Raw genomic sequence first — 22,699 nt, 5'->3', positions numbered from 1 at the left:
GGGCCCCGGCCGTGCCGTGGCGGCCTTCGGCTAGAGGTACCGCTTCAGCTCACGGCGGGCCAGCGACCGCTGGTGCACCTCGTCCGGACCGTCCGCCAGCTGGAGGGTCCGGGCCCCGGCCCACAGCTCCGCCAGCGGGAAGTCCTGGCTGACCCCGCCGGCGCCGTGCAGCTGCACGGCTTTGTCGAGGATGTCCACCACCGTGCGCGGGGTGGCGATCTTGATGGCCTGGATCTCGGTGTGCGCGCCCTTGTTGCCGACGGTGTCCATCAGCCAGGCGGTCTTCAACACCAGCAGCCGCAGCTGCTCCACCGCCACCCGGGCGTCCGCGATCCACTCCTGGACCACGCCCTGCTGGGCCAGCGGCTTGCCGAACGCCGTACGGCTCACCGCGCGGCGGCACATCAGCTCGATGGCGCGCTCGGCCATGCCGATCAGCCGCATGCAATGGTGGATCCGGCCGGGGCCGAGCCGGGCCTGGGCGATGGCGAAGCCGCCGCCCTCCTCGCCGATCAGATTCGCCGCCGGCACCCGTACGTCGTGGAAGACCACCTCGGCGTGGCCGCCGTGGTAGTGGTCCTCGTAGCCGTAGACCTGCATCGCGCGCTTGATCTCCAGGCCGGGGGTGTCGCGCGGGACCAGGATCATCGACTGCTGGCGGCGGGGGTCGGCGCCGTCCGGGTCGGTCTTGCCCATCACGATGAAGATCTGGCACAGCGGGTTCATCGCACCGGAGATGTACCACTTGCGGCCGTTGATGACGTAATTCTCGCCATCCCGTGCGATGTGCGTCTCGATGTTGGTGGCGTCCGACGAGGCCACCTCCGGCTCGGTCATCGCGAACGCCGACCGGATCTCACCGGCCAGCAGCGGCGCCAGCCACCGCTTCTGCTGCGCCTCGTCGCCGAACTGCGCCAGTACCTCCATGTTGCCGGTGTCCGGCGCCGCGCAGTTCAGCGCGGTGGGCGCCAACTGCGGGCTGCGGCCGGTGATCTCGGCCAGCGGCGCGTACTGGAGATTGGTCAGTCCGGCGCCGTGCTCCGCGTCGGGCAGGAACAGGTTCCACAGCCCCTGCCGCCGGGCCTCGGCCTTCAGCTCCTCGACGATCGCCGGGGTGTCCCACGGCGAGGCGAGCGCGGCCCGCTGCTCGTGGGCGGTCTGCTCGGCCGGGTACACGTGCGCGTCCATGAACGTCAGGAGCTTCTCGCGCAGCTCCTCGGTCCGGGCGTCGAATGCGAAGTCCATGGGTGCTCAGCCTTCTTTGAGGGTGGTGAGTCCGTGCTCGATGAAGACCGGGACCAGCTCGCCGATCCGGTCGAACCCGGCGCCGACGGTCTGGCCGAGCGTGAAGCGGTAGTGGATGCCCTCCAGGATCACCGCGAGCTTGAACCAGGCGAACGCGGTGTACCAGGCGAGGGACGAGACGTCGCGGCCGGAGCGGGCCGCGTAGCGCTCGATCAGCTCGGCCGGCGAGGGGTGTCCCGGGGCGCCGCTGGTGGTGCTCACCGGGGACTGCGGCAGGCCCAGGTCGGAGCTGTACATCGCCAGCAGCCCGAGGTCGGTCAGCGGATCGCCGAGCGTGGACATCTCCCAGTCCAGGACGGCCTCGATGGTGTCCCCGGCGCCTACCAGGACGTTGTCCAGGCGGTAGTCGCCGTGCACGACGGTGGGCGCCGGGGAGGCGGGCAGCGCCCGGCCGAGCGCCGCGTGCAGCTCCTCGATGCCCGGCAGCGCACGGTTCTTCGAGGCGGCCAGCTGCTTTCCCCAGCGCCGCAGCTGCCGCTCCAGGAAGCCGTCCGGCCGGCCGAAGTCGCCCAGTCCGGCCGCCTCGGGGTCCACCGCGTGCAGTTCCACGAGCGTGTCGACCAGGGAGAGGACCACCGCGCGGGTGCGCTCGGGGCCGAGCGGCGCGAGCTGCGCGGCCGTGCGGTACGGGGTGCCCTCGACCAGCTCCATCACGTAGAAGGGCGCGCCGATCACCGACTCGTCCTCGCACAGCAGCAGCGTTTCGGGCACCGGCACCGGCGTCTCGTGCAGCGCGCTGATGACCCGGTGCTCGCGCCGCATGTCGTGCGCGGTCGCCAGGACGTGGCCCAGCGGCGGGCGGCGCACCACCCAGGAGCCGGTGCCGTCGGTGACCCGGTAGGTGAGGTTGGACCGCCCGCCCTCGATCAGCTGTGCCCGCAGCGGCCCGCCGGCCAGCCCCGGCCGCTCCCGGTCCAGATGCGCGCGCAATCGTTCCAGGTCGAGGCCGGGAGGCTGCTCCCGGCCGGAATCCGGCGGGGGAGGGGTGCCCTTGCTCATCGTGCTCCTCCATGCGGAGTGGACGGTCCATCGGTCGCTGGCCACGATCATGCCGACTAGTCGGTATGGAGTCCAGTGGCCCGGCGTGGGGCGTCCGTCACGCAGGGGATTTCCCGCCACCGCGGACGCCCCGGGGGCGCCCGCGGCCGGTCCGGGTCAGGCGTGACAGGCCATCGGCACCCCGCCGTTCATCGCCGTCATGTCGCCGAAGGCGGCGATCGGGTCGAGCGGTGCCCCCGGCGCCCCGCCCGCCAGCTCCGCGTACGCCCGGTGCAGATTGGCCACCAGCCGCTCGCTCTCGGCCAGCTCGGCGAACGGCCCGAGATCCGTCTCGCGCGCCACCTCCAGCGGCGTACGGCCGGCCGCCCGGCCCTCCTGCGCCAGCTGCCCGACGAACCGCAGATAGCGCTCGATGCCGTCGTACACCTCGGGGCCGGTCACCGGGCCGTGCCCGGGGACGACGGTGACCGCGTCCAGGGAGCGCAGCACCTCCACCGCGCGCAGCGATCCGGTCAGCGACCCCATCAGGACGAACGGGGTGCCGCCGTGGAAGACCAGGTCACCGGCGAAGACGATGCGCTGCCGGGGCAGCCACACCACGGTGTCGCCCGTGGTGTGGGCCACCCCGGGATGGATCAGCCGCACCTCGATGTCGCCGGTGTGCAGGGTCAGTTCGTCGGTGTAGGTGACCTCCGGCGGGGTCAGTCGGATGTCGCCGTACTCCACCTCCGGCCACACCGCGTGCAGTTGGTGCCCGGCGGCCAGCAGCTCACTGCGGCAGGAGGCGTGCCCGACGACCGTCGCCTCCGGTGCGAAGACGGCGTTGCCGTAGGTGTGGTCGCCGTGGTGGTGGGTGTTGACCAATACGCGGGGCGCCGGCGCGCCGCTCGCGGCGATCCGCTCGCGCAGCAGACGGGCCCGGCGCTCGGTGGCGGCGGTGTCCACGAGCAGGGTGGCGTCCCCGTCGGTGACCAAGCCCGCGTTGTTCAGGCACCAGCCGCCGTCCGGCTGGATGAACGCGTGGACCCCGGCGGCCAGTTCGGTGAGGTAGGGCTCGGGGAGGCCGGCCCCGGCGGCGGGCGGTCCCTGCGGGCCGGTGGTCCGGGCCGGGTCAGGCTCCGCGGAGTGCCGCCCCGGTGTGGTCGCTGCCGTCTCGTCGCCCATGCGGGTGTGTCCCCTCGTCCGATGACCCGTCACCCCCCGTGGCCCGGCCGGGGTGCGGGTACACCCCGTGGCCGCGGGGTCGCGTCACGGTATCGTCACCGGCCGCCGCGGCGACGCCGCGCCCCCGGCGTCCTCACCCGGCCCGCGCCAGGAGCACCCCGCCGCACAGTGCCGGCGCCAGGGTGCAGGCGACCAGCAGCAGGGCGGTCCGGGGCGGCAGGGCCGGCGGGCGGCCCTCGGCCATCGCCCGCATCCGGCCGTGCGCCAGCGTCACGAAGGCGAGCCACAGCAGCCCGATCACCACCACCAGGACCACCTCCACCGCCCCCGGTGCCCGGCTGGCCAGCAGCTGGCGGCCGGCCAGCACCGCCACCGCGGTGGCCGACAGCGTGGTGCGCCGCCACGCCAGCCGGGTCCGCTCCGGCTGGAGCCCCGGGTCGCGGTCGGGAGCCGGCCGCGGTGCCCCCTCGTCCGGCTCCTGCGGCCGCGCCGTGTCCGCCACCGGTCAGCCGGTCCGGCCGAGCAGCACCAGCACGACCAGCGCCACCGCCAGCGCGCCGACGGCCAGCGCCAGCGCCGTGGGGAAACGCGTGACCGGCAGGTCCTCGCCGCGCCGCATCGCCCGCTCGCAGCGCACCCAGTGGTTGACCGCCCGCAGCGCGCAGAGCGCCCCGCCCACCAGCAGCACCACGGTGAACGCCAGCCGCAGCCACGGATGCAGCCGGGGCAGGAACTGATCCACCGCGAACCCGCCGCCGATCAGCGCCAGCCCGGTGCGCAGCCAGGCCAGGAACGTGCGTTCGTTGGCGAGCGAGAAGCGGTAGTCGGGGGTCGTGCCCTCCTCGCGGATGCGCGCCGGCGCCCACCACAGCCGCACGGCCCGGCCGGCCGACCGCAGCCCCTGAATGAGGATCATGAGCGAAACCCTAGGGGGTGTCGCCCCGGCCCCCGCCCCGGTCGCCTCAAAGGTCCCCCGCCGCCCGCCGGGCGAGCAGCTCCCGGTAGGCCGCCAGGCCGTCCGGCGTCCACGGCCACACGCCGAGCTGCCGGGTGAGTTCCTCCTCGGTCAGGAACGCGTACCAGTCGATCTCCGCCTCCTGCGGGGCGACCGGCAGGGTGCAGCGCACCTGGTAGACGGCCGACCACCAGGTGTGCTCGGGTGTCTCGTACAGGAACTTGAACAGGGGCTCCGGGCGCGGCAGCCCCCGCACGCCCAGCTCCTCCTCCGCCTCGCGCAGCGCCGCCTCGTCATAGCTCTCGCCGGTGCCGACCACCCCGCCCACGAACATGTCGTAGTGCGAGGGGAAGACCAGCTTCTGCGGGGTGCGGCGGTGCACGAAGATCCGGTCCTCGGCGTCCCGGGCCAGGACGAAGGCGCAGCGGGTGCGCATTCTGCGGGCGTAGGTCTCACCGCGTGGGGCCTGGCCCACGACCTGATCGTTCTCGTCCACGACGTCGAGGATCTCGTCCGCGTTGAGCGGTTGCTGCTCGGTCATGGGGCCATGCAACCACCGCGAGTGGGGGCCGCACCCGCCGGGGCGCCGGCCCGGCCGCCCGGCCTCAGCGCGGCTCCAGCTTCCGCTCGTCCGTCCGCCGGCCGGCTCCCGGCGGCATCGCCGGATGGCTGCCGATCAGCACGATGCCCGCGACGACCGCCACGATCCCGGCCACCTCCCAGGCCAGCGCCCCGGCCGTCACCTGGAGCCGGTCCCCGAGGAAGCCGACCCCGCAGGCGATCCCGGCGAGCGGCTGGGCGGCGGTCAGCGCGGGCAGCGAGAGCCGCAGCGGCGCCGACTCGAAGGCGCTCTGCACCAGCACCAGGGCCAGTACCCCGAGGACGACGATGGCGTACGGCTGCCAGCTGGTCAGCAGGGCGCCCCAGCCACCGTGCCCGAAGCGCTCCCCGCTGATCCGGGTCAGCGCGTCCTGGAGGCCGTAGATCAGCCCGGCGGCGATGCCCAGCAGGGCGGCCTCCAGGCTCACATGCACCCGCTCCCGCTTGGCGAACGCCGCCAGCAGCAGGGCGGTGCCCAGCACCACGCCCATGATCAGCCACTGCCAGGTCTGGTCGGCGCTGCTGCGCCCGCCCTGCGGACGGCCGGCCACGATGAAGGCCGTCACCCCGCCCGCCAGCAGCCACAGCCCCGCCCAGCCGCTGCGGCCGAGCCGCTGGCGGGTCAGCCGCCGGGACAGCGCCATGGCGAAGAGCAGATTGGTCGCGAGCAGCGGCTCGACGAGCGTGATGTCACCCATCCCCAGCGCCATCGCGCCGAGCGCCATCCCGACCACCATCAGCCCGATACCGGCCACCCACAGCGGCATCCGCACCAGGTCGAGCAGCAGCCGCACCGAGAGGAAGTCCTTCATCGGGGCGTGCTGCGCCGCGGCCTGCTGGAACACGAAGCCGAGTCCCAGACAGCAGGCCGCCCCTAGGGCGAGCAGTATCACCGTCACGTCGCACCTCGTATCGCGCGGGGTGGGGGATTGCGCCTGAGGATAGTCATCCGGCGTCGGGCGTGGGGTGGCCCTCGTCACCCACCATTCTCCCGCGGGTCGCGGTGTACCGCGCAGTAACCCGTGGTTGACGCGGCAGTCGGGTGCGCTGAGGATCGTTCCACCACGGCGGCCGGGGCGCCGGGCGTGCCCCGTTGAGGAGAAGCAGATGGCGTACGACGCTGATGTGATCGTGATCGGAGCGGGGCTCGCGGGGCTGGCGGCCACCGCGGAACTGGTGGATGCCGGGCGCAAGGTGATCCTGCTCGACCAGGAGCCCGAGCAGTCCCTCGGCGGGCAGGCGCACTGGTCCTTCGGCGGCCTCTTTCTGGTGAATTCCCCCGAACAGCGCCGGCTGCGCATCCGCGACAGTCAGGAACTGGCCTGGCAGGACTGGCTGGGCACCGCCGGCTTCGACCGGCCCGAGGACCACTGGCCGCGCAAGTGGGCCGAGGCCTACGTCGACTTCGCGGCCGGGGAGAAACGCGCCTGGCTGCACCGGCAGGGCGTGCGCTTCTTCCCCGTCGTCGGCTGGGCCGAGCGCGGCGGCTACGGCGCGACCGGGCACGGCAACTCCGTCCCCCGCTTCCACATCACCTGGGGCACCGGCCCGGGGCTGCTCGCCCCGTTCCTGCGGCGGGTGCGGGAGGGGGCCGCCCGCGGGCTGGTCGAGCTGCGCTTCCGCCACCGGGTGACCGGACTCTCGCGCAGCGCCGGGGCGGTGGACACGGTCAGCGGCGAGGTCCTGGAGGCCTCGGACGTCGCCCGCGGCCGGCCCAGCAGCCGCGAGGTGGCCGGCGCCTTCGAGCTGCGCGCCCAGGCCGTGATCGTCACCTCGGGCGGGATCGGCGGCAACCACGGACTGGTGCGCGCCAACTGGCCCGAGCGGCTCGGCAAGCCTCCGCGCCGGATGCTCTCCGGCGTGCCGGCGCACGTGGACGGCAGGATGCTGGGCATCGCCGAGGCGGCCGGCGGCCGCCTCGTCAACCGCGACCGGATGTGGCACTACACCGAGGGCATCGAGAACTGGAACTCCCTCTGGCCGCAGCACGGCATCCGGATCCTGTCCGGGCCCTCCCCGCTGTGGCTGGACGCCCGCGGCCGGCGGCTGCCGGTGCCGCTCTTCCCCGGCTTCGACACCCTCGGCACCCTCGAACACATCATGTCGACCGGCCACGACCACACCTGGTTCGTGCTCACCCAGAAGATCATCGAGAAGGAGTTCACCCTTTCCGGCTCCGAGCAGAACCCGGATCTGACCGGAAAGAGCGTCCGCGGGGTGCTGGGCCGGGCCGGCTCCGGCGCGCCCGGACCGGTCCAGGCGTTCATGGACCGGGGCGCGGACTTCGTCGTCGAGCGGTCGCTGACGGACCTGGTGCGGCGGATGAACGCGCTGACCGTGGAGCCGCTGCTCTCGGAGGAGGCGCTGCGCGGCGAGATCGTGGCGCGCGACCGGGAGATCGCCCACGCCTTCAGCAAGGATCTCCAGGTCACGGCGGTGCGCGGGGCCCGCAAGTACCTCGGTGACCGGCTGATCCGCACCGCCGCGCCGCACCGGCTGCTCGACCCCAAGGCCGGCCCGCTGATCGCGGTACGGCTGCACATCCTCACCCGCAAGACGCTCGGCGGGCTGGAGACCGATCTGTCCTCGCGGGTGCGGACCGAGGACGGTACCCCGCTGCCGGGCGTGTACGCGGCCGGTGAGGCGGCCGGTTTCGGCGGCGGCGGGGTGCACGGCTACCGCTCGCTGGAGGGCACCTTCCTCGGCGGCTGCCTCTTCTCCGGGCGCACGGCGGGACGGGCGGCGGCCCGGGCGGTGTCCTGACCGGGACGGATGCCCGAACGGGACGGACCGGGCGCGTGCGGGGCCGGGGGAGGGGCCTGCCGGGGAGCGGCGGGCGGCAGCGGGTCCGGTTGGCTCGCGCGCCCAATACCGTGATACCTAAAGGGGGTTGGGCGGATCCAGCCATTCCCCTTCCCGTCTTGACGCACAGCTCTGCGTACCGCTTTGCTGTCCGTGATGACTGGTGCGGACCACGTCATCACCCTCTGTAGAGGCGCGTGCAGATCCGGTCCCACCCCGCCGAGGACGGCTCGGCGCGGCGAGCGGCCGGTGCGGCGCGTCATGGAGCCCGCTGACCCGTGATCTCGATTACCCCTGTCCCCCCGTCCCCGTCGTCGCCCCCGGCGCCCGGCCCCTGCCCGGACCTCCGGGCCCTGGCCCCGGCCCTGGGCGATGCCGAACTGGCCCTCACCGCCGACGCGCTGGCGCTCGGCCAATGGGCCCGGGTGCGCACCCTGCTCACCGGCACCGGCACCGACTGGGACCTGCGCGGCCACCGATTAACCGTCCTGGCCACCTCTCCCGGCAGCGCCGCCTGGGCCGCCGACTGGCTGCTCGCCGAACCGGACAGCGGTGACGCCGCCACCCTCCTGGCGCTCGCCACCGTCCGGCTCGCGCTGCGCGGCACGGGCAGCACCACGGCCGCCGCCCGGGCCTGTGCCACCGCCGCCGCGATGCTGCCCGACGACCCCACCCCCTGGCTCGGCGCGCTGATCCTCGCCCGCCGCTGCGGCACACCGGACGGACAGGAGCACGCCTTCCGGCAGATCCGCGCCCGCCACCGCGACCACCACCACGCCCACCACCTGATGACGGCCGCGCTGGCCGAACGCCGGCCGGACGGCGGCGACAGCCCGCGGCACCCGGCCCACACCTTCGCCGCCCGCGCCGCGGAGCGCGCCCCCGCCGACTCCCCGCTCGCCCTGCTGCCCGTCGTGGCGCACGCCGAGCGCTACCGCGCACTGGCCGCCGCCGGTCTGGTCCCGCCCGACCCCGCCGACTCGGGCCACTGGTCCACCCCGCACGCCCACCAGGTCCTGCGGGCCGCCTTCGACTGGTGGCTGGAGTGGGAGGGCGAGGACCATCCGCGCCGCACCATCGACCTGAACTTCCTGGCCCACGCGCTGTTCCACGAGGGGCGGATGGCCGAGGCCGCCGCGCTCTTCCCGCGCATCGGCCCGCACCCCACCCGCGCCCCGTGGTCGTACACGGGCCGCGACGCCGAGGCCGCGTTCCGGGCCGCCCGCGCCACCGCCCTGCGCAGCGCCCGCGACACCGCGGCACGCTGAGCCCGCGGCGGCGGCTGATGACGAAAGTCTGACGCCGGGGCCCGGACGCTGGCCCCGGAGGCCGCGCGGTGTTCGAATCGGGTCATGACCAAGGACGCGAATCCGGCCGCCGCGGCGGACGGCGGCGGGGACGGGCGCGGCTCCCCGGTGGGCCGCCGCGTCGTGCTGGGCATGCTCGCGGCCGGTGCCGCCGGCGTCGCCGCGGCCCCCTTCCTGCAGCGCGCCTACGACGAGACGCTCGGCGCCGCCGCCCAGAAGGACCCCACCGGGCTGTCCGGTCTGCTCCCGGCCGGCGGCGGTTTCCGCTACTACTCGGTGACCGGCTCGGTGCCCGAGAAGGACGCCCGCAGCTACCGCCTCACGGTCGACGGCCTGGTGCGCCACCGCACCCGCTACCACCTCGACGACCTGCGCCGCATGCCGCAGACCCGGCTCGTGCGGGACGTCCAGTGCGTCACCGGCTGGCGGGTGCCCGGCACCCCCTTCGAGGGCGTCCGGCTCTCGGCGCTCCTCGACGCCGCCGGTGTCCGCCCCGAGGCCAGGGCGGTCCGCTTCACCAGCTTCGACGGCACCTACAGCGAGTCCCTCACCCTCGCCCAGGCCCGCCGGGACGACGTTCTGGTCGCCCTGCGGATGCAGGACAAGCCGCTGGCGCACGCGCACGGCGGACCGGTCCGCCTCTACGTCGCGCCCATGTACTTCTACAAGTCGGCGAAGTGGCTCTCCGGGATCACCGTCACCGACCATGTCGCGCCCGGATACTGGGAGAACCTCGGATATGACGTCGATGCCTGGGTCGGCCGGTCGAACGGACGCGACGATGCCCCCACCACCTGACGCGCCGTCGGCAGCCGCCGCGCGCCCCCGGGTGCCGCGCTTCACCCCCGCCGAACACCGGGTCCATCAGGCCACCGCCGCCCTGATGGCGGTCTGTGTGCTCACCGCGGGCTGTCTCTACCTCCCCTTCCTCGCCGAACTCGTCGGCCGCCGCGCCCTGATGGTCACCGTCCACGAGTGCTCCGGCGTCCTGCTGCCGGTGCCCCTGTTGCTGGGCCTCTTCTCCCGCGCCCTGCGCGCCGACCTCACCCGGCTCAACCGCTACGGCCCGCACGACCGCCGCTGGCTGCGCTCCGCCCTGCGCCGTCGCGGCGGCCGCCCGGCCGGGAAGTTCAACGCGGGCCAGAAGCTCTACGCCGCCTGGATCGCCGGCGCCGTGCTGGTGATGCTCGGCACCGGACTGCTGATGTGGTCCACCCTCCCGCAGGCCCTCGGCCTCGTCCGGGCCGGGACGCCGGTGCCCCTGGTGTGGCGCACCGGCGCCACGTTCGTCCACGACTGGCTCGCCCTCGCCGTGATCCTCGTGATCGCCGGCCATGTCGGGAAGGCGTACGGCGATCCCGAGTCGCGCCGCGGGATGCGGACGGGCTGGGTCGACGCACGGTGGGCCCGCCGTGAGCATCCGCTGTGGCGTCCCGAGGACGGGGAACGGGGCGAGCGCGCGGAAGGGCAGGACCCGCAAGGTCATCAACCCCGGTCCTGACGCGGCCACTTGCAGAGACCTCTCTGCAGAGAACCCTGTGCAGAGAGTTCTCTGCACCCCTACGCTGACGTCCATGACCGACACCCCGCAGAAGCCCCCGTGGCCGGACGCCTCCGCCGTAGCGCCCACCCGGCAGATGGACGCCCGCAGCCTGCGTGGCCTCGCCCACCCCCTGCGCATGCGCATCCTGGAACTGCTGCGGCTCGACGGTCCGGACACCGCCACCGGGCTCGGCGGCCGCCTCGGTGAGAACACCGGCACCGTCAGCTGGCATCTGCGCCACCTCGCCGCCCACGGCTTCATCGAGGAGGAGACCGACCGCGGCACCCGGCGCGAACGCTGGTGGCGGGCCGTCCGGGTCAGCAACAACCTCGACACCGCCCGGTTCCGCGACGATCCGGACACCCGCGGCGCCCTGTCCGTCTATGTGCACGAACTGCTCCAGCAGCACTTCCACCGCGTCGTCGACTACCTCACCGAGGACTGGGACGCCGAGTGGCGCAATGCCGGCACCCTCACCCAGTGGCACGATCTGCGGCTCGCGCCCGCGCAGTTGGCGGCGATGAACGCGGAGCTGGCCGAGGTCGTCGCCCGGTACCGGGCGACGGCGCGGAGCGCGCCCGGGGCCGGGACGCCGGACGGACAGCCGGTCCTCGTCCAGTTGCAGTCCTTCCCGCGCAAGGAGCGTGGCGCCCGGTGAGCGGACTGCTGCGCCGCCACCGGGACTTCCGGCTGCTGTGGTGCGGCGAGACGGCCGGCAGATTCGGGGCGGCGGTCACCAATGTCGCGCTGCCGCTGGTGGCGGTGTCCACCCTGCACGCCTCCCCCTTCGCGGTCGGGCTGCTCAGCGCCTGCGGCTGGCTGCCGTGGCTGCTCATCGGCCTGCCGGTCGGCGCGTGGGTGGACCGGCTGCGGCGCCGTCCCCTGATGCTCGGCGCCGCCGGTGTGTCGCTGGTGCTGTTCGCCGCCGTCCCGCTCCTCGCCCGGTACGGCGGACTCTCGCTCGGGCTGCTGCTCGCCGTCGCCCTGCTGGCCGGCACCTCGGCGGTGGTCTTCCAGACCGCCTACAGCGCCTATCTGCCCACGCTGCTCGCGCCCGCCGACCGGGCCGAGGGCAACGCCGCGCTGCACGGCAGCGCCTCGGCCGCCCAGATCGCCGGGCAGGGGACCGGCGGACTCCTCGCCCAACTCGCCGGAGCCGTCCACGCGTTGTGGGTCAACGCCGGCACCTTCCTGCTCGCCCTGCTGTTCCTGCGCGGCATCCGCTACCGCGAGCCGCGCCCGGAAAGGCGGGAGCGCGGACCGCGGATCCTGGCCGCGGAGGTCGCCGAGGGCCTGCGGCTGGTCGTCGGCGACGTGTGGTTCCGTACGCTGACACTGTTCGGCGCCGCCTCCAACCTCGCGCTCATGGGATATCAGTCGATCGCGGCGGTCTTCCTGGTCCGCGAGGTGGGCCTGGCACCCGGTGCGGTCGGCGGGCTGCTGGCGCTGGGCGCCTCGGGCGGCATCGCGGGAGCCTTCCTGGCGCGCCGGGCCGCCGCCCGGTTCGGCACCGCCCGCGCCCTGCTGCTGTGCGAACTCGGCCTGTCCTGCACCGCGCCGTGCATGCCGCTGGCCGTCCACGGCGCCGGGGCGCTGCTCTACGTCGCGGGCAGCTTCGGCGTCAGCGCGGGGGTGGTCGCCGGCAACGTCCTCAAGGTGGGCTTCCAGCAGCGGTACTGCCCGCCCGCCCTGCTCGGCCGGCTGATCGCCAGCAGTTCCTTCCTCAACTACGGGACGCTGCCCCTCGGGGCGCTGCTCGGCGGGACGCTCGGCTCGCTGCTCGGCGTCCGCCCGGCCATGTGGATCATGACCGCCGGGGTGCCGCTGGCCGGCCTGATCCTGCTCTTCTCCCCGGTCGGCAGGGTGCGCGACCTGCCGGTACGCCCCGCGGCGGGCGAGCGGCCGGGAGCGGCCGGGCGTGGGCCGGAGCCGGAGGGGCGGGCGGCCACGCCGCTGCCGGGGGCCTGACGGCCCTGGCCGGGGCCCTTTGAGGCGCGGCGGGCCGACGGGCGGTGTCTCAGCCGACCGGCTGCGGGGCCGGGGCGTCCGCGCCCGGCGGCCCGGCGGCGGGGAGTTCGACCTCGAAGCGGCACCCCGCCCCGGCGTTGCGCACCGTCGTCCGGCCCTGGTGCGCCTCCACGATGCCGCGCACGATCGCGAGCCCCAGCCCGGCGCCGCTCCCGCCGTCCGAGCGGGGCGTCCGCGCCGGGCCGCCGCGCCAGCCGGTGTCGAAGACCCGCCCCAGATCCTCCGCCGGGATACCGCCGCAGCCGTCCTCCACCGCCAGCACCACCCGTCCCTGCTCATGCCGTGCGCTGACCGCGACCGTCCCGTCGGCCGGGGTCGCGCGGATCGCGTTGACCAGCAGATTGCCCAGGACGCGGGTGATCTGCTGGGCGTCCACGTGCACCGGCAGCGGCACCACCCCGCCGTCCACCAGCCGCACCCCGCTCTTGCGCGCCAGCGGCCCGGCGCCCGCGAGGGCCTCGTCCACCAGGTCGAAGACCGACACCCGCGACAGCGTCAGGGCCAGCGCCCCGGCCTGGATCCGGGAGAGTTCGAAGAGGTCGTCGACCATGGCGGCCAGCCGGTCCACCTCGATCCGCATCCGTGCGTGGTAGCGCGCGGTGTCCTCGGCGACCCCGTCCTCCAGCGCCTCGGCCATCGCGCGCAGCCCGGCGAGCGGGGTGCGCAGATCGTGCGAGATCCCGGCGATCAGCTCCCGACGGGAGGCCTCCAGCGCCCGTTCGCGCTCCCGCGCCTCGGCCAGCCGGGCGCTGGTCTCCTCCAGCGCCCCGGACAGCGCGGCGAGTTCGGCGGTGGGCGGTTCGGCGGGCGCCACGAAGCCGCCCTCGCTGCCGACCGTACGGGCCGAGCGCGCCAGCTCCCGGCTGCCCGCCGCGATCCGCCGCCCGAAGAGCAGCGCGGCCGCCAGCGACACCACTCCGGAGACGGCCACCACGGCCATCACCACGCCCAGGTCGTGCCCCGACAGGAACATCGCCTGGGCGACCGCCACCGTGCCCGCCGCCATCGCGGCCACCGCCAGCGCCGCCACCGCGAACAGCGACAGCGCGACCGAACGCCGCCGCAGGGCCCGTACCGCGGGCGCGGCGATCAGCCCGGCCACCGTCGCGCCGAGCGCCGCCAGGGCCACGATGACCAGGAAGTCCGTCATGACAGCAGATCGCCTCCCAGCAGCGGTCCGTCCCCCTCCGGCGGCTCCTCGCGCGCCGGGTCGAAGCGGTAGCCGGCGCCCCAGACCGTCGTCACCAGCCGGGGCGCGGCCGGGTCCGCCTCGATCTTCTCGCGCAACCGCCGCACGTGCACGGTCACCGTGGACAGGTCGCCGAACTCCCAGCCCCAGACCCGCTGCAGCAGTTCCTCCCGCGCGAAGACCTGCCCGGGGTGCCGCATCAGGAAGACCAGCAGGTCGAACTCGCGCGTGGTGAGGCTGAGTTCGCGCCCCGCGCGGGCGGCCCGCCGGCCAGCCGGGTCCGCGCTGAGGTCCCCGGCCCGCAGCACGGTGGCGGCCGCCGCGGCCGGCGGCGCGGACTCCGCGCGGCGCAGCACCGAGCCGATCCGCAGCACCAGCTCGCGTGGGCTGAAGGGCTTGGTCACATAGTCGTCCGCGCCCAGCTCCAGACCCAGGATGCGGTCCGCCTCCTCGCCGCGGGCGGTGAGCATCACCACCGGCACCGCGGGCCCTTCGGCGGACCGCCGCAGCCGGCGGCACACCTCCAGCCCGTCCAGGCCCGGCAGCATCAGATCGAGCACGACGAGATGCGGGCGGAAGGCCGCGGCCCGGTCGAGGGCGGCGAAACCGTCGGCGGCGTGCTCGGTGGTGTAGCCGGCGCGGGAGAGGTAGCCGGTGACGACCTCGGCGACGGTCGGATCGTCCTCGACGACCAGGACGCGGCGCGGCGGCCCGGCGGCGGGGGCGGGCGGCGGAGCGGCGGGCGGGGTGGTGGGGGGCACGGGGTCAGCCTGCTTTTCCCGGGAGGCGGGTCATGGGCCCAGCCAACACCAGCGCGGGCGGCGGCGGGCGGGCGGGGCGGCATCCGTAAGACTTCGGTTAGCGGCTCCCCGGTCGCCGGCAGCGGTGCCGTCCGGTCGCGACGGGTGGGACGCGGCGGCTCCGGGCGGCCGGGGCGGTTCGGCGGCTCAGCCCTCCAGCCCCTCCCGTACCCGGCGCGACACCGTGATCGCGTACAGGTCGAGGACGCCCGGCGGCTCCGCGAGGCCGGGGCCGCCGGCGCGGATCCAGGCGGCGATGTCCGCCAGCGCGTCGTCGTCGTTGACCAGTCCCAGCCACACGGGCCGCCCGCCGGCGGCCCGCCCCGCTGCGGACGGCTGGACCACGACCACGTTCGCCTGGTCGCAGACGTCCAGGCACTCCGAGGCCCGCACCGGCGCCGCGCCGTCGAGCGCCGCGCGCAACCGAGGTATCTGCCCGGCGTGGTCGACTCCCGGAATCTTGGCCGCGTCGCCGCAGCAGCAGCCGCGGCACACGGTGATCCGGCACGGGGCGGCGGTGGCCGCCCGGCCGGCACGCTTGTCGATCATCCGGCTCATGCTACGGGGGCCGCCCCGGCGCACGGCACGGGGATCCGGGGCACGACAACGGGGCACGGCGCGCGGGGGCGAGGCCCCGGTCGACCCGCGCCGCTCACCCCGTGGTCCGCCGTGGCCCGCCGCCCCGGACGGACCGGAAGTCGACCCGGGAGAAGGTAAACGCAACAATAAATGCGTTTGCGTTTGGCCGGCCCTCCCCGTACTGTCGTGCTCGTCCCGTTGCCGCCGATCGGAGAAGGCCGTTGCTCGTCTGAGGTCCTGAGACACCGCGCCCGTAAGAGGCGAATCCGCCCTGTGCTCCCGCATTCCGGAGCGGCGGATCCCTGCCCGGCGCAGCCTGTCCGTGACCTCGGCGTACCGCAACCGCGTACCCCGGCGCACCCCGCGTGTATGACGCGGTGTCTCCCCGCGCAGTCCCCGTCCTTCCCCCGCGCTCAGGAGACCCGTATGTCCATGCCCCCCGCCTCCGCCTCCATCGTCTGCACCGGCCTCGACTTCGCCTGGCCCGACGGCACCCCCGTCCTGGCGGACTTCCCGCTGACCGTCGGCCCCGGCCGCACCGGCCTGATCGGCCTCAACGGAGCGGGAAAATCAACCCTGTTGAAGCTGATCGCGGGCGAACTGACCCCGGCGGCCGGCAGCATCAAGGTCGCCGGCGAGGTCGGCTACCTCCCTCAGCACGCCCCGCTCGACACCCACCTGCGGGTCGACGAGGTCCTCGGCATCGCCGGGGCCCGCGCCGCCCTGCACGCCATCGAGGGCGGCGACGCCCGCGAGGAGCACTTCACCGCCCTCGGCGACGACTGGGACGTCGAGGAGCGCGCCCGCGCCACCCTCGACCAGCTCGGGCTGCCGGGCCTCGACCTCGACCGCACCGTCGGCGAGGTGTCCGGCGGCGAGTGCGTCCTGCTGCGGCTGGCGGCCCTGCTGCTGCGCCGGCCGGACGTGCTGCTGCTCGACGAGCCGACCAACAACCTCGACCGGGCGGCCCGCGAGCGGCTGTACGCCGCGGTCGACGGCTGGTCCAAGGTGCTCGTCGTGGTCAGCCACGACCGCGCACTCCTCCAGCTGGTCGACCGGATCGCCGACCTGCGCGACGGCGAGGTCCACTGGTACGGCGGCAACTACCAGGCCTACGAACAGGCCCTGGCCGTCGAACAGGAGGCGGCCGAGCGGATGCTGCGGGTCGCCGAGGCCGACGTCCAGCGGCAGAAGCGCGAACTTTCCGATGCTCAGGTCAAGTTGGCCCGCCGGGTCCGCTACGGCAACAAGATGTCCGCGAACAAGCGCGAGCCGAAGATCGTCATGAACGAGCGCAAGAGGGCGGCCCAGGTCTCCGCCGGCAAACACCGCGCCCTGCACACCGATCGCCTCAAGGAGGCCAGGGACCGCCTCGACGAGGCCGCCGAGGCCGTCCGCGACGACGAGGAGATCCGTATCGACCTGCCGCACACCGCCGTACCCCCCGGCCGGACCGTGCTCCGCCTGGAAACCCTGCGCACCCGCTACGGCGCCCTCGCCGACCTGGAGGTGCGCGGTCCCGAGCGGATCGCGCTGACCGGCCGCAACGGCTCCGGCAAGACCACCCTGCTGCGCACCGTCGCCGGCGAGATCCCGCCGGCGTCCGGCACGGCCCGGGTCGAGGTGCCCCACCGCTTCCTGCCGCAGCGCCTCGACGTCCTGGACGACGCGCTCACCGTCGCCGAGAACGTCGCCCGCTTCGCCCCGGGCGCGAGCAACAACCACATCCGGGCCCGGCTTGCCCGCTTCCTGTTCAAGGGGGCCCGGGCCGACCAGCCGGCCGGCACGCTCTCCGGCGGCGAACGCTTCCGCGCCTCGCTCGCCGCGCTGCTGCTCGCCGAGCCGTCCCCGCAGCTGCTGCTGCTCGACGAGCCGACCAACAACCTCGACATCGCCTCGGTCCGCCGGCTCGTCACGGCCCTGGAGTCCTACGAGGGTGCCCTGGTCGTCGTCAGCCACGACCCGACCTTCCTGGACGAGATCGGCATCACGCGCCGGCTGACGCTGGAGGACGGTGAACTGACCGGCACCGTACCCCTGTAGGCCCCCGGGCCGGTGCGGGCGCGGCGAGTGCCCGCACCGGTCCGTCCACCACGGCGCTCAGCCCTGCCGGCGACCGAGCCGCGCTTCCCGGGCGGCCGTGCCGAACAGCTCCAGCGTCGCCCCGCACTGCGCATGCAGCGGGACCGGCAGGGCCGCGGGCGCGGACCAGGCGAGCGCGTCGCACGTGTGCGGTTCGCCGATCCGCACCGCGTCCGGCTCCACCCGTGCGGCGAAGACCACCGCGACCCGGTGCGAGCCGACCGGGCCACCGCAGCACGTTGCGCACCCCGATCTGCTCGATGCCGAGCGGCCGCACGCCGTACTCCTCGTGCACCTCCCGCGCCACGGCCGTCTCGAAGGACTCACCGAACTCCGGCGCCCCCGCGCCGTAGTCCCAGGTCCCCGGTTCGTCCCGGGCCCCCGCGCCGCGCCGGGCCGGCAACACCCGCCCACCACCGTCATGACACGCGAACACACAGGGCACCCTGGCCCCTCGACTCCTGCACCACCCACAGCAGCCAGGTCCTCTCTCCGCCCTCTCCCGCCTCAGAAGTGCCGCAGCAGCTCGCCGAACGCCGACAGCCGCAGCACCTTCTTGTCGGCAGGGTCGAGTGCGCCGTGCTCCAGCACCCAGGTGTGCCGATGGGGGATGAACACCGCATTCAGGCCGGCCGAACGGGCCGGCAGAATGTCCGACTTCGGGGAGTTCCCGATCATCCAGGTGGCGGCCGGCACCAGATCGTAGGCGCGGAGCAGCTCCTCGTACGTCGCGGTGTTCTTCTCCGCCACGATGTGCACGCCCCGGAAGTGCCCGGTCAGCCCGGACGCCGTCACCTTCCGCTGCTGCTCCTCGGTGTCGCCCTTGGTGAGCAGCAGCAGTTCGTGCCGCCGCGCCAGCTCGGCCAGCGTCCCGGCCACCCCGGGCATCAGCTCCACCCGGTCCCCGGCGAAGGCCGCCGCCCACCCGGCGATCCGCGCCGACTCCGCGGCCGTCGTGGCCCGCCCCCGCAGCTGGGCCACACACTGCCCGAGGCTGTGCAGGAAGCCCTTGCTGCCGTAGCCGAGGGTCACCGCGTTCGCCGCCTCGATCCCGTCGAGCACGGCCCGCACCCCGGCCGGGTCGAGCCCGGGAGCGGTCATCCACTCCAGGAACTCGTCGATGACCCGCTCATAGATCACGTTGTTCTCCCACAACGTGTCATCCGCATCGAAGATCAGCATCCGCGGCCCCGCCTTTTCCCATGTCACCGACCCGCGCACCCTATGCAGGCACCCGGCCGGCCCGCACCGGAAATTCACCGCGGACGGTGGAAAACGCACCCCGGCTCGCCCCCCGGCACACACGCCCACCCACGGGGCCGGACCGGACGGGCGCCGCCCGCACCTCACGCCCGCGGCGGCGCCCCGTCCTCCCACTCCGCCAGCCGCAGCCCGCTCTCGAACCGCCGCTCCCGCCCGTCGACCGGATCGGTGAACTCCAGCACCCTGGCGAGCAGTTGCAGCGGCGCCGAGAAGTCGTCCGGGGCCGGATCCAGGACCACCGGATACACCGGATCGTGGAGGATCGGCAGCCCGAGACCGTTCATGTGCACCCGCAGCTGATGCGTACGGCCGGTGGTGGGCAGCAGCCGGTACCGCCCGAGTCCGCCGCGCCGCTCGACCAGCTCGATCCGGCTCTCCGCATTGGGCGCCCCGGCCTCCTCGCGCGCGGCGATCACCCCGCGCTCCTTCACGATCCGGCTGCGCACGGTCACCGGCAGCGCCACCCGCCCGTCGTACGGCGCCACCGCCTCGTACTCCTTGCGCACCCGCCGCGCGCCGAACAGCCCCTGGTACGCACCCCGGTCCTCGGGCCGTACGACGAACAGCGCCAGCCCCGCCGTCAGCCGGTCGAGCCGGTGCGCGGGCTGCAGCGCGGGCAGCCCCAGCGCACGGCGCAGCCGCGCCAGCGCGGTCTCGGTGATGTGCCGCCCGCGCGGCGTCGTGGCCAAAAAGTGCGGCTTGTCGGCGATCACGATCCGGTCGTCCCGGTACACGACCCCCACCTCGAACGGAACCGGCACCTCCGGCACGAAGTCCCGGTGGAACCAGACATAGGCCCCCGCCACATACGGCTCATCGCCCCGGAGCACCCCACCCACCCCGAAGAACCGCCCCGCCGCGAACATCTCCGCCACCCGCCCGGCCCCGACCGCCCCCGCGAACCGCTCCACGAGATGCTCCCGCACCGTCCCCCACCGCCCCTCCGGATCAGCGGGTAACCGCACCCGCACCGGATCGATACCGTCCCGCTGCGGAAGCGGCGCACGGGGAACAGGGGATCTACGTCTCACGCGGCAAGAGAACACCCGGAGGGCCGGGGACTCAAGTCACGGCCGGCGGCGCGGGCCGCCGACGGGGTCCGGCGGGGGAGGGGCGAACGATGGACGCGCGCCCGGCCCGGCGCCGCGCCCACGGCCACCGCGGCCTTCCTCACCGCCGCGGAAGCAGCGCCGCCGCCCCCACCGCCACGGCCACCAGCAGCGCCGCGGCGAGCACCAGGCTCTCCCGCATCCCCGGCATGAAGCCCCCCGCGAGGAGCGCGCCGAAGACGGCGATGGCGAGGGCGCCGCCCGTCTGGCGGGCGGTGTTGAGCAGCGCCGCCGCCGTGCCGGCCCGCTCGGGGGCGAGGCTGTCGAGCATCAGCGACGTCAGCGCCGGCATGGCGAGGGAGCCGCCGACGCCCAGTGGGACCATCAGCAGGGCGACCGCCCACGCGGGCGTACCGGTGTCCACGGCGAGCAGCTCACCGCAGCCCAGCGCACAGATCAGCAGGCCCGAGACGACCACCCCCCGCGCACCGAAGCGGGAAACCGCCCGCGGCGAGAGGTAGTTGAAGTGCGTGGTGACCGCCGCCATCGGCACGAACATCAGCCCGGCCGACAGCGCCGACTGCCCCCGCTGCTCCTGGAAGAAGAGGCCCAACACGAACACCCCGCCGTAGAAAGCGGTGTTGACGGCGAAACCGGCGAGGACCGGCACCACGACGCCGCGCCGCCGGAACAGCTCCAGCGGCAGCATCGGCGCCCGCCGCCGCGCCTCCACGGTCACGAATCCGGCCCCGGACAGCACCGCGACCCCGGCGGCGACGGCCACGGTACCGGTGAGCCCGCCGTGCCCGCCCTCGATCACGGCGAAGGTCAGCGCGGCCAGCGCGAGCACCGCCGTCAGCTGCCCCGGCAGGTCGAACGCGGCACGGTGGCGCGGCGAGCGCCCCGCCCGCAGCAGGATCAGGAGCGCGGCGATCCCGGCCGGGACGTTGAGGCAGAACACGGCGCGCCAGGTCCACACCGTCGTGAGCAGCCCGCCCAGGACGGGCCCGGCGGCGATGGCCAGCGCGCCGCCGACGGTCCACAGCGCGACGCCCCGCGCCCGGGCTCCCGGCTCGCGGAACGCCTGCCGGATCAGCGCCAGGGAGGCGGGCACCATCACCGCCGCCGCGCTGCCCTGCACCACCCGCGCCGCCGTCAGCGCCCCGAGCGTCGGCGCCGCGCCGCAGGCCAGCGAGGCGAGGGTGAAGACGCCGAGCCCCCAGCCGTACGCGCGCCGCGCGCCGACCGCGTCCGAGAGTGCGCCGGCGGAGAGCATCAGCGCCGCGAACATCAGCGTGTAGCTGTCGGCGACCCACTGGAGGCCCGCCAGGGAGCCGCCGAACGTGTGCCCGATGGCGGGCAGCGCGACATTGACGCCGGAGACATCGAGCGTGATCACGAAGAAGCCGAGGACGGCGGCGGTCAGCGCCGCACCGGCGGATCCCGGCCGCTCCGCCGCGCCCCGGCTCCCGTCCCGCACGCCCCGGGCGCCTCTTCCCGCGCCCCCTCCCACGTCCGCCACGGACCGCGTCCCACGCATCTCCCTCGTCCCTCTCCGTCCTGCCCCGCCGGGTGCGGAGACGAAAACAGCCTGCTCGGCGCACCGGGCCCCGCGGCAGACCGAGCCGTACGGGGGAGCGGCGTTCCTGGCCCTGACACGGCTCCCCTGGAGGCGTCATCATTTGCCACACTTGTCGGATGAGCGAAGGCACCGAACTGGGCCGCTTCCTCCGCGCCCGCCGCGGGCAGATCGGCCCGCAGGAGGTCGGCCTGCCCGCCGGTACGGGCATCCGCCGCACTCCGGGGCTGCGCCGCGAGGAGCTGGCGACGCTGGCCGGGGTCAGCGTCGACTACTACACGCGACTGGAGCGCGGCCGCGAGACCCGGCCCTCGCCCGCCGTCGTCGCCGCCCTCGGCGAGGTGCTCCAGCTCACCCCCGACGCCCTGCGGCGGCTCCACGAGCTGGTGGCGCTCGCCGGGGGCCAGGCACCGGCGCCGTCCCCGGGCCCGGCGCGCGCGGTACGGGAGTCGGTGCGCACCCTGCTGGAGACGCTGCGCCCCTCACCGGCCTACGTCGTCAGCCGCGCCAACGACCTGCTGGCCGCCAACCGTCCCGGCCTGCGCCTCCTCCCCGGCATCACGGACTGGCCAACGGAGCGCCGCAACCTCACCCGCTACATGTTCCTGCACCCCATGGGCCGCAGCCTGTACCGCGACTGGGAGGAGATGGCGGCGCACAGCGCGGCCCACCTGCGGGCCATCGCCGGCGCCGGCCCCGACATGCCCGAGCTGGACCGGCTGGTCGGCGAACTCGTCCTGAAGAGCCCGGAGTTCGCCCGGCTGTGGGCGCGGTACGACGTACGGGCCCGCGGCGGCGGCCACAAACACTTCCGGCACCCGGAGGTGGGCTCGATGCGCCTCAGCTTCGAGGTGATGGAGATCCTCCGCACGAACGGCCAGCGCCTCGTCAGCTACCAGGCACCGCCCGGCACCCCCGACCACGACGCCCTGCTCCTGCTCGACATGGCCAGCCCCATCGAACCGACCCCCACGGAGGGGGCCGAGCGATAGCAGCGGGGACGGACGTGCGGAAACAGTTCGGCGGGCGGTGACCATACGGTCACCGCCCGCCGAACTGTCTGCTTCTATGTGTCCGAGGGGGGACTTGAACCCCCACGCCCGATAAAGGGCACTAGCACCTCAAGCTAGCGCGTCTGCCATTCCGCCACCCGGACCAGGTGTCTGCCGGTGCGGCCTGGGCCGTTCCGACGTGGAAAACAATAGCAAACCTTCGCGGGTGGTCGATCACCCGCACCAGGCGCCCCGCTCGCGGCTGTGACCAGGGCATGTCGGGAGTACGGCGCCCTTGGGCACAGGCGGTGGCGGGTGGAGGATGGCGGTGGACCCCGCCGCGGGCCGTGCTCCCCGGGGGTGCGAGACGCGGCCGTGAACCCAGAGGAGGCAGTGTGAGCGAGCACCGCGAGCGAACCGTGGAAGGGTGCGAGTCCCGCGCGGGCGAGGCCGGGCGAAGCGA

General features: G+C 74.6%; 22 protein-coding genes, 1 tRNA gene and 1 pseudogene. 8 read left to right on the top strand and 16 right to left on the bottom strand.

Features of this window, described 5'->3' with window-relative positions:
- Nucleotides 1-30: 30 nt before the first annotated feature.
- The 7 genes from ACQP17_RS07795 to ACQP17_RS07765 form a co-directional block, all read right to left on the bottom strand.
- Nucleotides 31-1,245, bottom strand: coding sequence for an acyl-CoA dehydrogenase family protein (locus ACQP17_RS07795; RefSeq protein WP_433855599.1), 1,215 nt, complete (start codon nucleotides 1,243-1,245; stop codon nucleotides 31-33).
- Between the two features lie 6 nt (nucleotides 1,246-1,251).
- The gene (locus ACQP17_RS07790) at nucleotides 1,252-2,304 is read right to left on the bottom strand and encodes a phosphotransferase family protein (RefSeq protein ID WP_433855598.1); all 1,053 of its coding nucleotides are present in this window, start codon (nucleotides 2,302-2,304) and stop codon (nucleotides 1,252-1,254) included.
- A 156-nt stretch (nucleotides 2,305-2,460) separates the two neighbouring features.
- Entirely contained in the window at nucleotides 2,461-3,468 is a 1,008-nt protein-coding gene (locus ACQP17_RS07785; protein WP_433855597.1) for an MBL fold metallo-hydrolase, read from the bottom strand.
- Nucleotides 3,469-3,601: 133 nt separating this feature from the next.
- The gene (locus ACQP17_RS07780; protein WP_433855596.1) at nucleotides 3,602-3,970 is read right to left on the bottom strand and encodes a DUF202 domain-containing protein; all 369 of its coding nucleotides are present in this window, start codon (nucleotides 3,968-3,970) and stop codon (nucleotides 3,602-3,604) included.
- 3 nt (nucleotides 3,971-3,973) lie between these two features.
- Nucleotides 3,974-4,384, bottom strand: a complete 411-nt coding sequence (locus ACQP17_RS07775; protein WP_364877767.1) for a YidH family protein — start codon at nucleotides 4,382-4,384, stop codon at nucleotides 3,974-3,976.
- A 46-nt stretch (nucleotides 4,385-4,430) separates the two neighbouring features.
- Nucleotides 4,431-4,964 (bottom strand): NUDIX domain-containing protein, encoded by a 534-nt coding sequence (locus tag ACQP17_RS07770; protein WP_433855595.1) that lies wholly within the window; start codon nucleotides 4,962-4,964, stop codon nucleotides 4,431-4,433.
- Nucleotides 4,965-5,028: 64 nt separating this feature from the next.
- Entirely contained in the window at nucleotides 5,029-5,922 is an 894-nt protein-coding gene (locus ACQP17_RS07765; RefSeq protein WP_433855594.1) for a DMT family transporter, read from the bottom strand.
- A gap of 208 nt (nucleotides 5,923-6,130) precedes the next feature.
- Between ACQP17_RS07765 and ACQP17_RS07760 the strand changes: the two genes are divergently transcribed.
- The 6 genes from ACQP17_RS07760 (at nucleotide 6,131) to ACQP17_RS07735 (ending at nucleotide 12,643) form a co-directional block, all read left to right on the top strand.
- Nucleotides 6,131-7,786 (top strand): FAD-binding dehydrogenase, encoded by a 1,656-nt coding sequence (locus ACQP17_RS07760; RefSeq protein WP_433855593.1) that lies wholly within the window; start codon nucleotides 6,131-6,133, stop codon nucleotides 7,784-7,786.
- Nucleotides 7,787-8,112: 326 nt separating this feature from the next.
- On the top strand, nucleotides 8,113-9,093 hold the full coding sequence (locus tag ACQP17_RS07755; protein WP_433859845.1) for a hypothetical protein: 981 nt from the start codon (nucleotides 8,113-8,115) through the stop codon (nucleotides 9,091-9,093).
- Between the two features lie 84 nt (nucleotides 9,094-9,177).
- The gene (locus ACQP17_RS07750) at nucleotides 9,178-9,930 is read left to right on the top strand and encodes a molybdopterin-dependent oxidoreductase (RefSeq protein ID WP_433855592.1); all 753 of its coding nucleotides are present in this window, start codon (nucleotides 9,178-9,180) and stop codon (nucleotides 9,928-9,930) included.
- Nucleotides 9,914-10,633 (top strand): cytochrome b/b6 domain-containing protein, encoded by a 720-nt coding sequence (locus ACQP17_RS07745; protein ID WP_433855591.1) that lies wholly within the window; start codon nucleotides 9,914-9,916, stop codon nucleotides 10,631-10,633. The genes ACQP17_RS07750 and ACQP17_RS07745 overlap by 17 nt, the downstream gene beginning before the upstream one ends.
- A 73-nt stretch (nucleotides 10,634-10,706) precedes the next feature.
- On the top strand, nucleotides 10,707-11,333 hold the full coding sequence (locus tag ACQP17_RS07740; RefSeq protein ID WP_433855590.1) for a helix-turn-helix domain-containing protein: 627 nt from the start codon (nucleotides 10,707-10,709) through the stop codon (nucleotides 11,331-11,333).
- The gene (locus ACQP17_RS07735; protein WP_433855589.1) at nucleotides 11,330-12,643 is read left to right on the top strand and encodes an MFS transporter; all 1,314 of its coding nucleotides are present in this window, start codon (nucleotides 11,330-11,332) and stop codon (nucleotides 12,641-12,643) included. The genes ACQP17_RS07740 and ACQP17_RS07735 overlap by 4 nt, the downstream gene beginning before the upstream one ends.
- A 49-nt stretch (nucleotides 12,644-12,692) precedes the next feature.
- Here the strand turns inward: ACQP17_RS07735 and ACQP17_RS07730 are convergent, their stop codons facing one another.
- The 3 genes from ACQP17_RS07730 to ACQP17_RS07720 all read right to left on the bottom strand — a co-directional run bounded on the left by ACQP17_RS07730 (nucleotide 12,693) and on the right by ACQP17_RS07720 (nucleotide 15,241).
- Nucleotides 12,693-13,853: a sensor histidine kinase gene (locus tag ACQP17_RS07730; RefSeq protein WP_433855588.1), complete on the bottom strand. Its 1,161-nt coding sequence runs from the start codon at nucleotides 13,851-13,853 to the stop codon at nucleotides 12,693-12,695.
- The gene (locus tag ACQP17_RS07725) at nucleotides 13,850-14,653 is read right to left on the bottom strand and encodes a response regulator transcription factor (RefSeq protein WP_433855587.1); all 804 of its coding nucleotides are present in this window, start codon (nucleotides 14,651-14,653) and stop codon (nucleotides 13,850-13,852) included. Before ACQP17_RS07725 ends, ACQP17_RS07730 begins: the two co-directional genes overlap by 4 nt.
- A 186-nt stretch (nucleotides 14,654-14,839) precedes the next feature.
- The gene (locus ACQP17_RS07720; RefSeq protein ID WP_433855586.1) at nucleotides 14,840-15,241 is read right to left on the bottom strand and encodes a (2Fe-2S) ferredoxin domain-containing protein; all 402 of its coding nucleotides are present in this window, start codon (nucleotides 15,239-15,241) and stop codon (nucleotides 14,840-14,842) included.
- A 456-nt stretch (nucleotides 15,242-15,697) separates the two neighbouring features.
- On the opposite strand from ACQP17_RS07720, the gene ACQP17_RS07715 reads away from it, so the two are divergent.
- Complete coding sequence (locus ACQP17_RS07715; RefSeq protein ID WP_433855585.1) at nucleotides 15,698-17,314, top strand: ABC-F family ATP-binding cassette domain-containing protein; 1,617 nt, start codon at nucleotides 15,698-15,700, stop codon at nucleotides 17,312-17,314.
- A 57-nt stretch (nucleotides 17,315-17,371) separates the two neighbouring features.
- Here ACQP17_RS07715 and ACQP17_RS07710 read toward each other — a convergent pair whose 3' ends face one another.
- The 5 genes and pseudogenes from ACQP17_RS07710 to ACQP17_RS07690 form a co-directional block, all read right to left on the bottom strand.
- Nucleotides 17,372-17,554 carry a hypothetical protein gene (locus ACQP17_RS07710; RefSeq protein WP_433860086.1) on the bottom strand — a complete coding sequence of 61 codons (183 nt, stop codon included), beginning with the start codon at nucleotides 17,552-17,554 and terminating at the stop codon, nucleotides 17,372-17,374.
- Between the two features lie 106 nt (nucleotides 17,555-17,660).
- Nucleotides 17,661-17,759 (bottom strand): annotated as a pseudogene (locus ACQP17_RS07705) (RNA pyrophosphohydrolase); the annotation flags it as partial.
- A gap of 101 nt (nucleotides 17,760-17,860) precedes the next feature.
- Entirely contained in the window at nucleotides 17,861-18,535 is a 675-nt protein-coding gene (locus tag ACQP17_RS07700; protein ID WP_433855584.1) for an HAD family hydrolase, read from the bottom strand.
- 164 nt (nucleotides 18,536-18,699) lie between these two features.
- Nucleotides 18,700-19,542 carry a pseudouridine synthase gene (locus ACQP17_RS07695; RefSeq protein WP_433855583.1) on the bottom strand — a complete coding sequence of 281 codons (843 nt, stop codon included), beginning with the start codon at nucleotides 19,540-19,542 and terminating at the stop codon, nucleotides 18,700-18,702.
- A gap of 244 nt (nucleotides 19,543-19,786) precedes the next feature.
- Nucleotides 19,787-21,205 (bottom strand): MFS transporter, encoded by a 1,419-nt coding sequence (locus tag ACQP17_RS07690; RefSeq protein ID WP_433855582.1) that lies wholly within the window; start codon nucleotides 21,203-21,205, stop codon nucleotides 19,787-19,789.
- A gap of 158 nt (nucleotides 21,206-21,363) precedes the next feature.
- Between ACQP17_RS07690 and ACQP17_RS07685 the strand changes: the two genes are divergently transcribed.
- Nucleotides 21,364-22,236, top strand: a complete 873-nt coding sequence (locus ACQP17_RS07685; protein WP_433855581.1) for a helix-turn-helix transcriptional regulator — start codon at nucleotides 21,364-21,366, stop codon at nucleotides 22,234-22,236.
- A gap of 79 nt (nucleotides 22,237-22,315) precedes the next feature.
- Here the strand turns inward: ACQP17_RS07685 and ACQP17_RS07680 are convergent.
- Nucleotides 22,316-22,400, bottom strand: a tRNA-Leu gene (locus ACQP17_RS07680).
- Nucleotides 22,401-22,699: the final 299 nt, after the last annotated feature.

The sequence above is a fragment of the Streptomyces kronopolitis genome (assembly GCF_050953795.1).
GTDB lineage: Bacteria > Actinomycetota > Actinomycetes > Streptomycetales > Streptomycetaceae > Streptomyces > Streptomyces kronopolitis_A.
This window is presented reverse-complemented; position numbering and strand designations above follow the sequence as displayed.

What these genes read in the sequence shown, in the direction of transcription:
- ACQP17_RS07790 (WP_433855598.1), bottom strand. Translation starts at nt 2,304, where the DNA reads ATGAGCAAGGGCACCCCTCCCCCGCCGGATTCCGGCCGGGAGCAGCCT.
- ACQP17_RS07740 (WP_433855590.1), top strand. Translation starts at nt 10,707, where the DNA reads ATGACCGACACCCCGCAGAAGCCCCCGTGGCCGGACGCCTCCGCCGTA.
- ACQP17_RS07720 (WP_433855586.1), bottom strand. Translation starts at nt 15,241, where the DNA reads ATGATCGACAAGCGTGCCGGCCGGGCGGCCACCGCCGCCCCGTGCCGG.
- ACQP17_RS07690 (WP_433855582.1), bottom strand. Translation starts at nt 21,205, where the DNA reads ATGCGTGGGACGCGGTCCGTGGCGGACGTGGGAGGGGGCGCGGGAAGA.
- ACQP17_RS07750 (WP_433855592.1), top strand. Translation starts at nt 9,178, where the DNA reads ATGACCAAGGACGCGAATCCGGCCGCCGCGGCGGACGGCGGCGGGGAC.
- ACQP17_RS07785 (WP_433855597.1), bottom strand. Translation starts at nt 3,468, where the DNA reads ATGGGCGACGAGACGGCAGCGACCACACCGGGGCGGCACTCCGCGGAG.
- ACQP17_RS07795 (WP_433855599.1), bottom strand. Translation starts at nt 1,245, where the DNA reads ATGGACTTCGCATTCGACGCCCGGACCGAGGAGCTGCGCGAGAAGCTC.
- ACQP17_RS07760 (WP_433855593.1), top strand. Translation starts at nt 6,131, where the DNA reads ATGGCGTACGACGCTGATGTGATCGTGATCGGAGCGGGGCTCGCGGGG.
- ACQP17_RS07745 (WP_433855591.1), top strand. Translation starts at nt 9,914, where the DNA reads ATGCCCCCACCACCTGACGCGCCGTCGGCAGCCGCCGCGCGCCCCCGG.
- ACQP17_RS07730 (WP_433855588.1), bottom strand. Translation starts at nt 13,853, where the DNA reads ATGACGGACTTCCTGGTCATCGTGGCCCTGGCGGCGCTCGGCGCGACG.
- ACQP17_RS07700 (WP_433855584.1), bottom strand. Translation starts at nt 18,535, where the DNA reads ATGCTGATCTTCGATGCGGATGACACGTTGTGGGAGAACAACGTGATC.
- ACQP17_RS07775 (WP_364877767.1), bottom strand. Translation starts at nt 4,384, where the DNA reads ATGATCCTCATTCAGGGGCTGCGGTCGGCCGGCCGGGCCGTGCGGCTG.
- ACQP17_RS07770 (WP_433855595.1), bottom strand. Translation starts at nt 4,964, where the DNA reads ATGACCGAGCAGCAACCGCTCAACGCGGACGAGATCCTCGACGTCGTG.
- ACQP17_RS07715 (WP_433855585.1), top strand. Translation starts at nt 15,698, where the DNA reads ATGTCCATGCCCCCCGCCTCCGCCTCCATCGTCTGCACCGGCCTCGAC.
- ACQP17_RS07685 (WP_433855581.1), top strand. Translation starts at nt 21,364, where the DNA reads ATGAGCGAAGGCACCGAACTGGGCCGCTTCCTCCGCGCCCGCCGCGGG.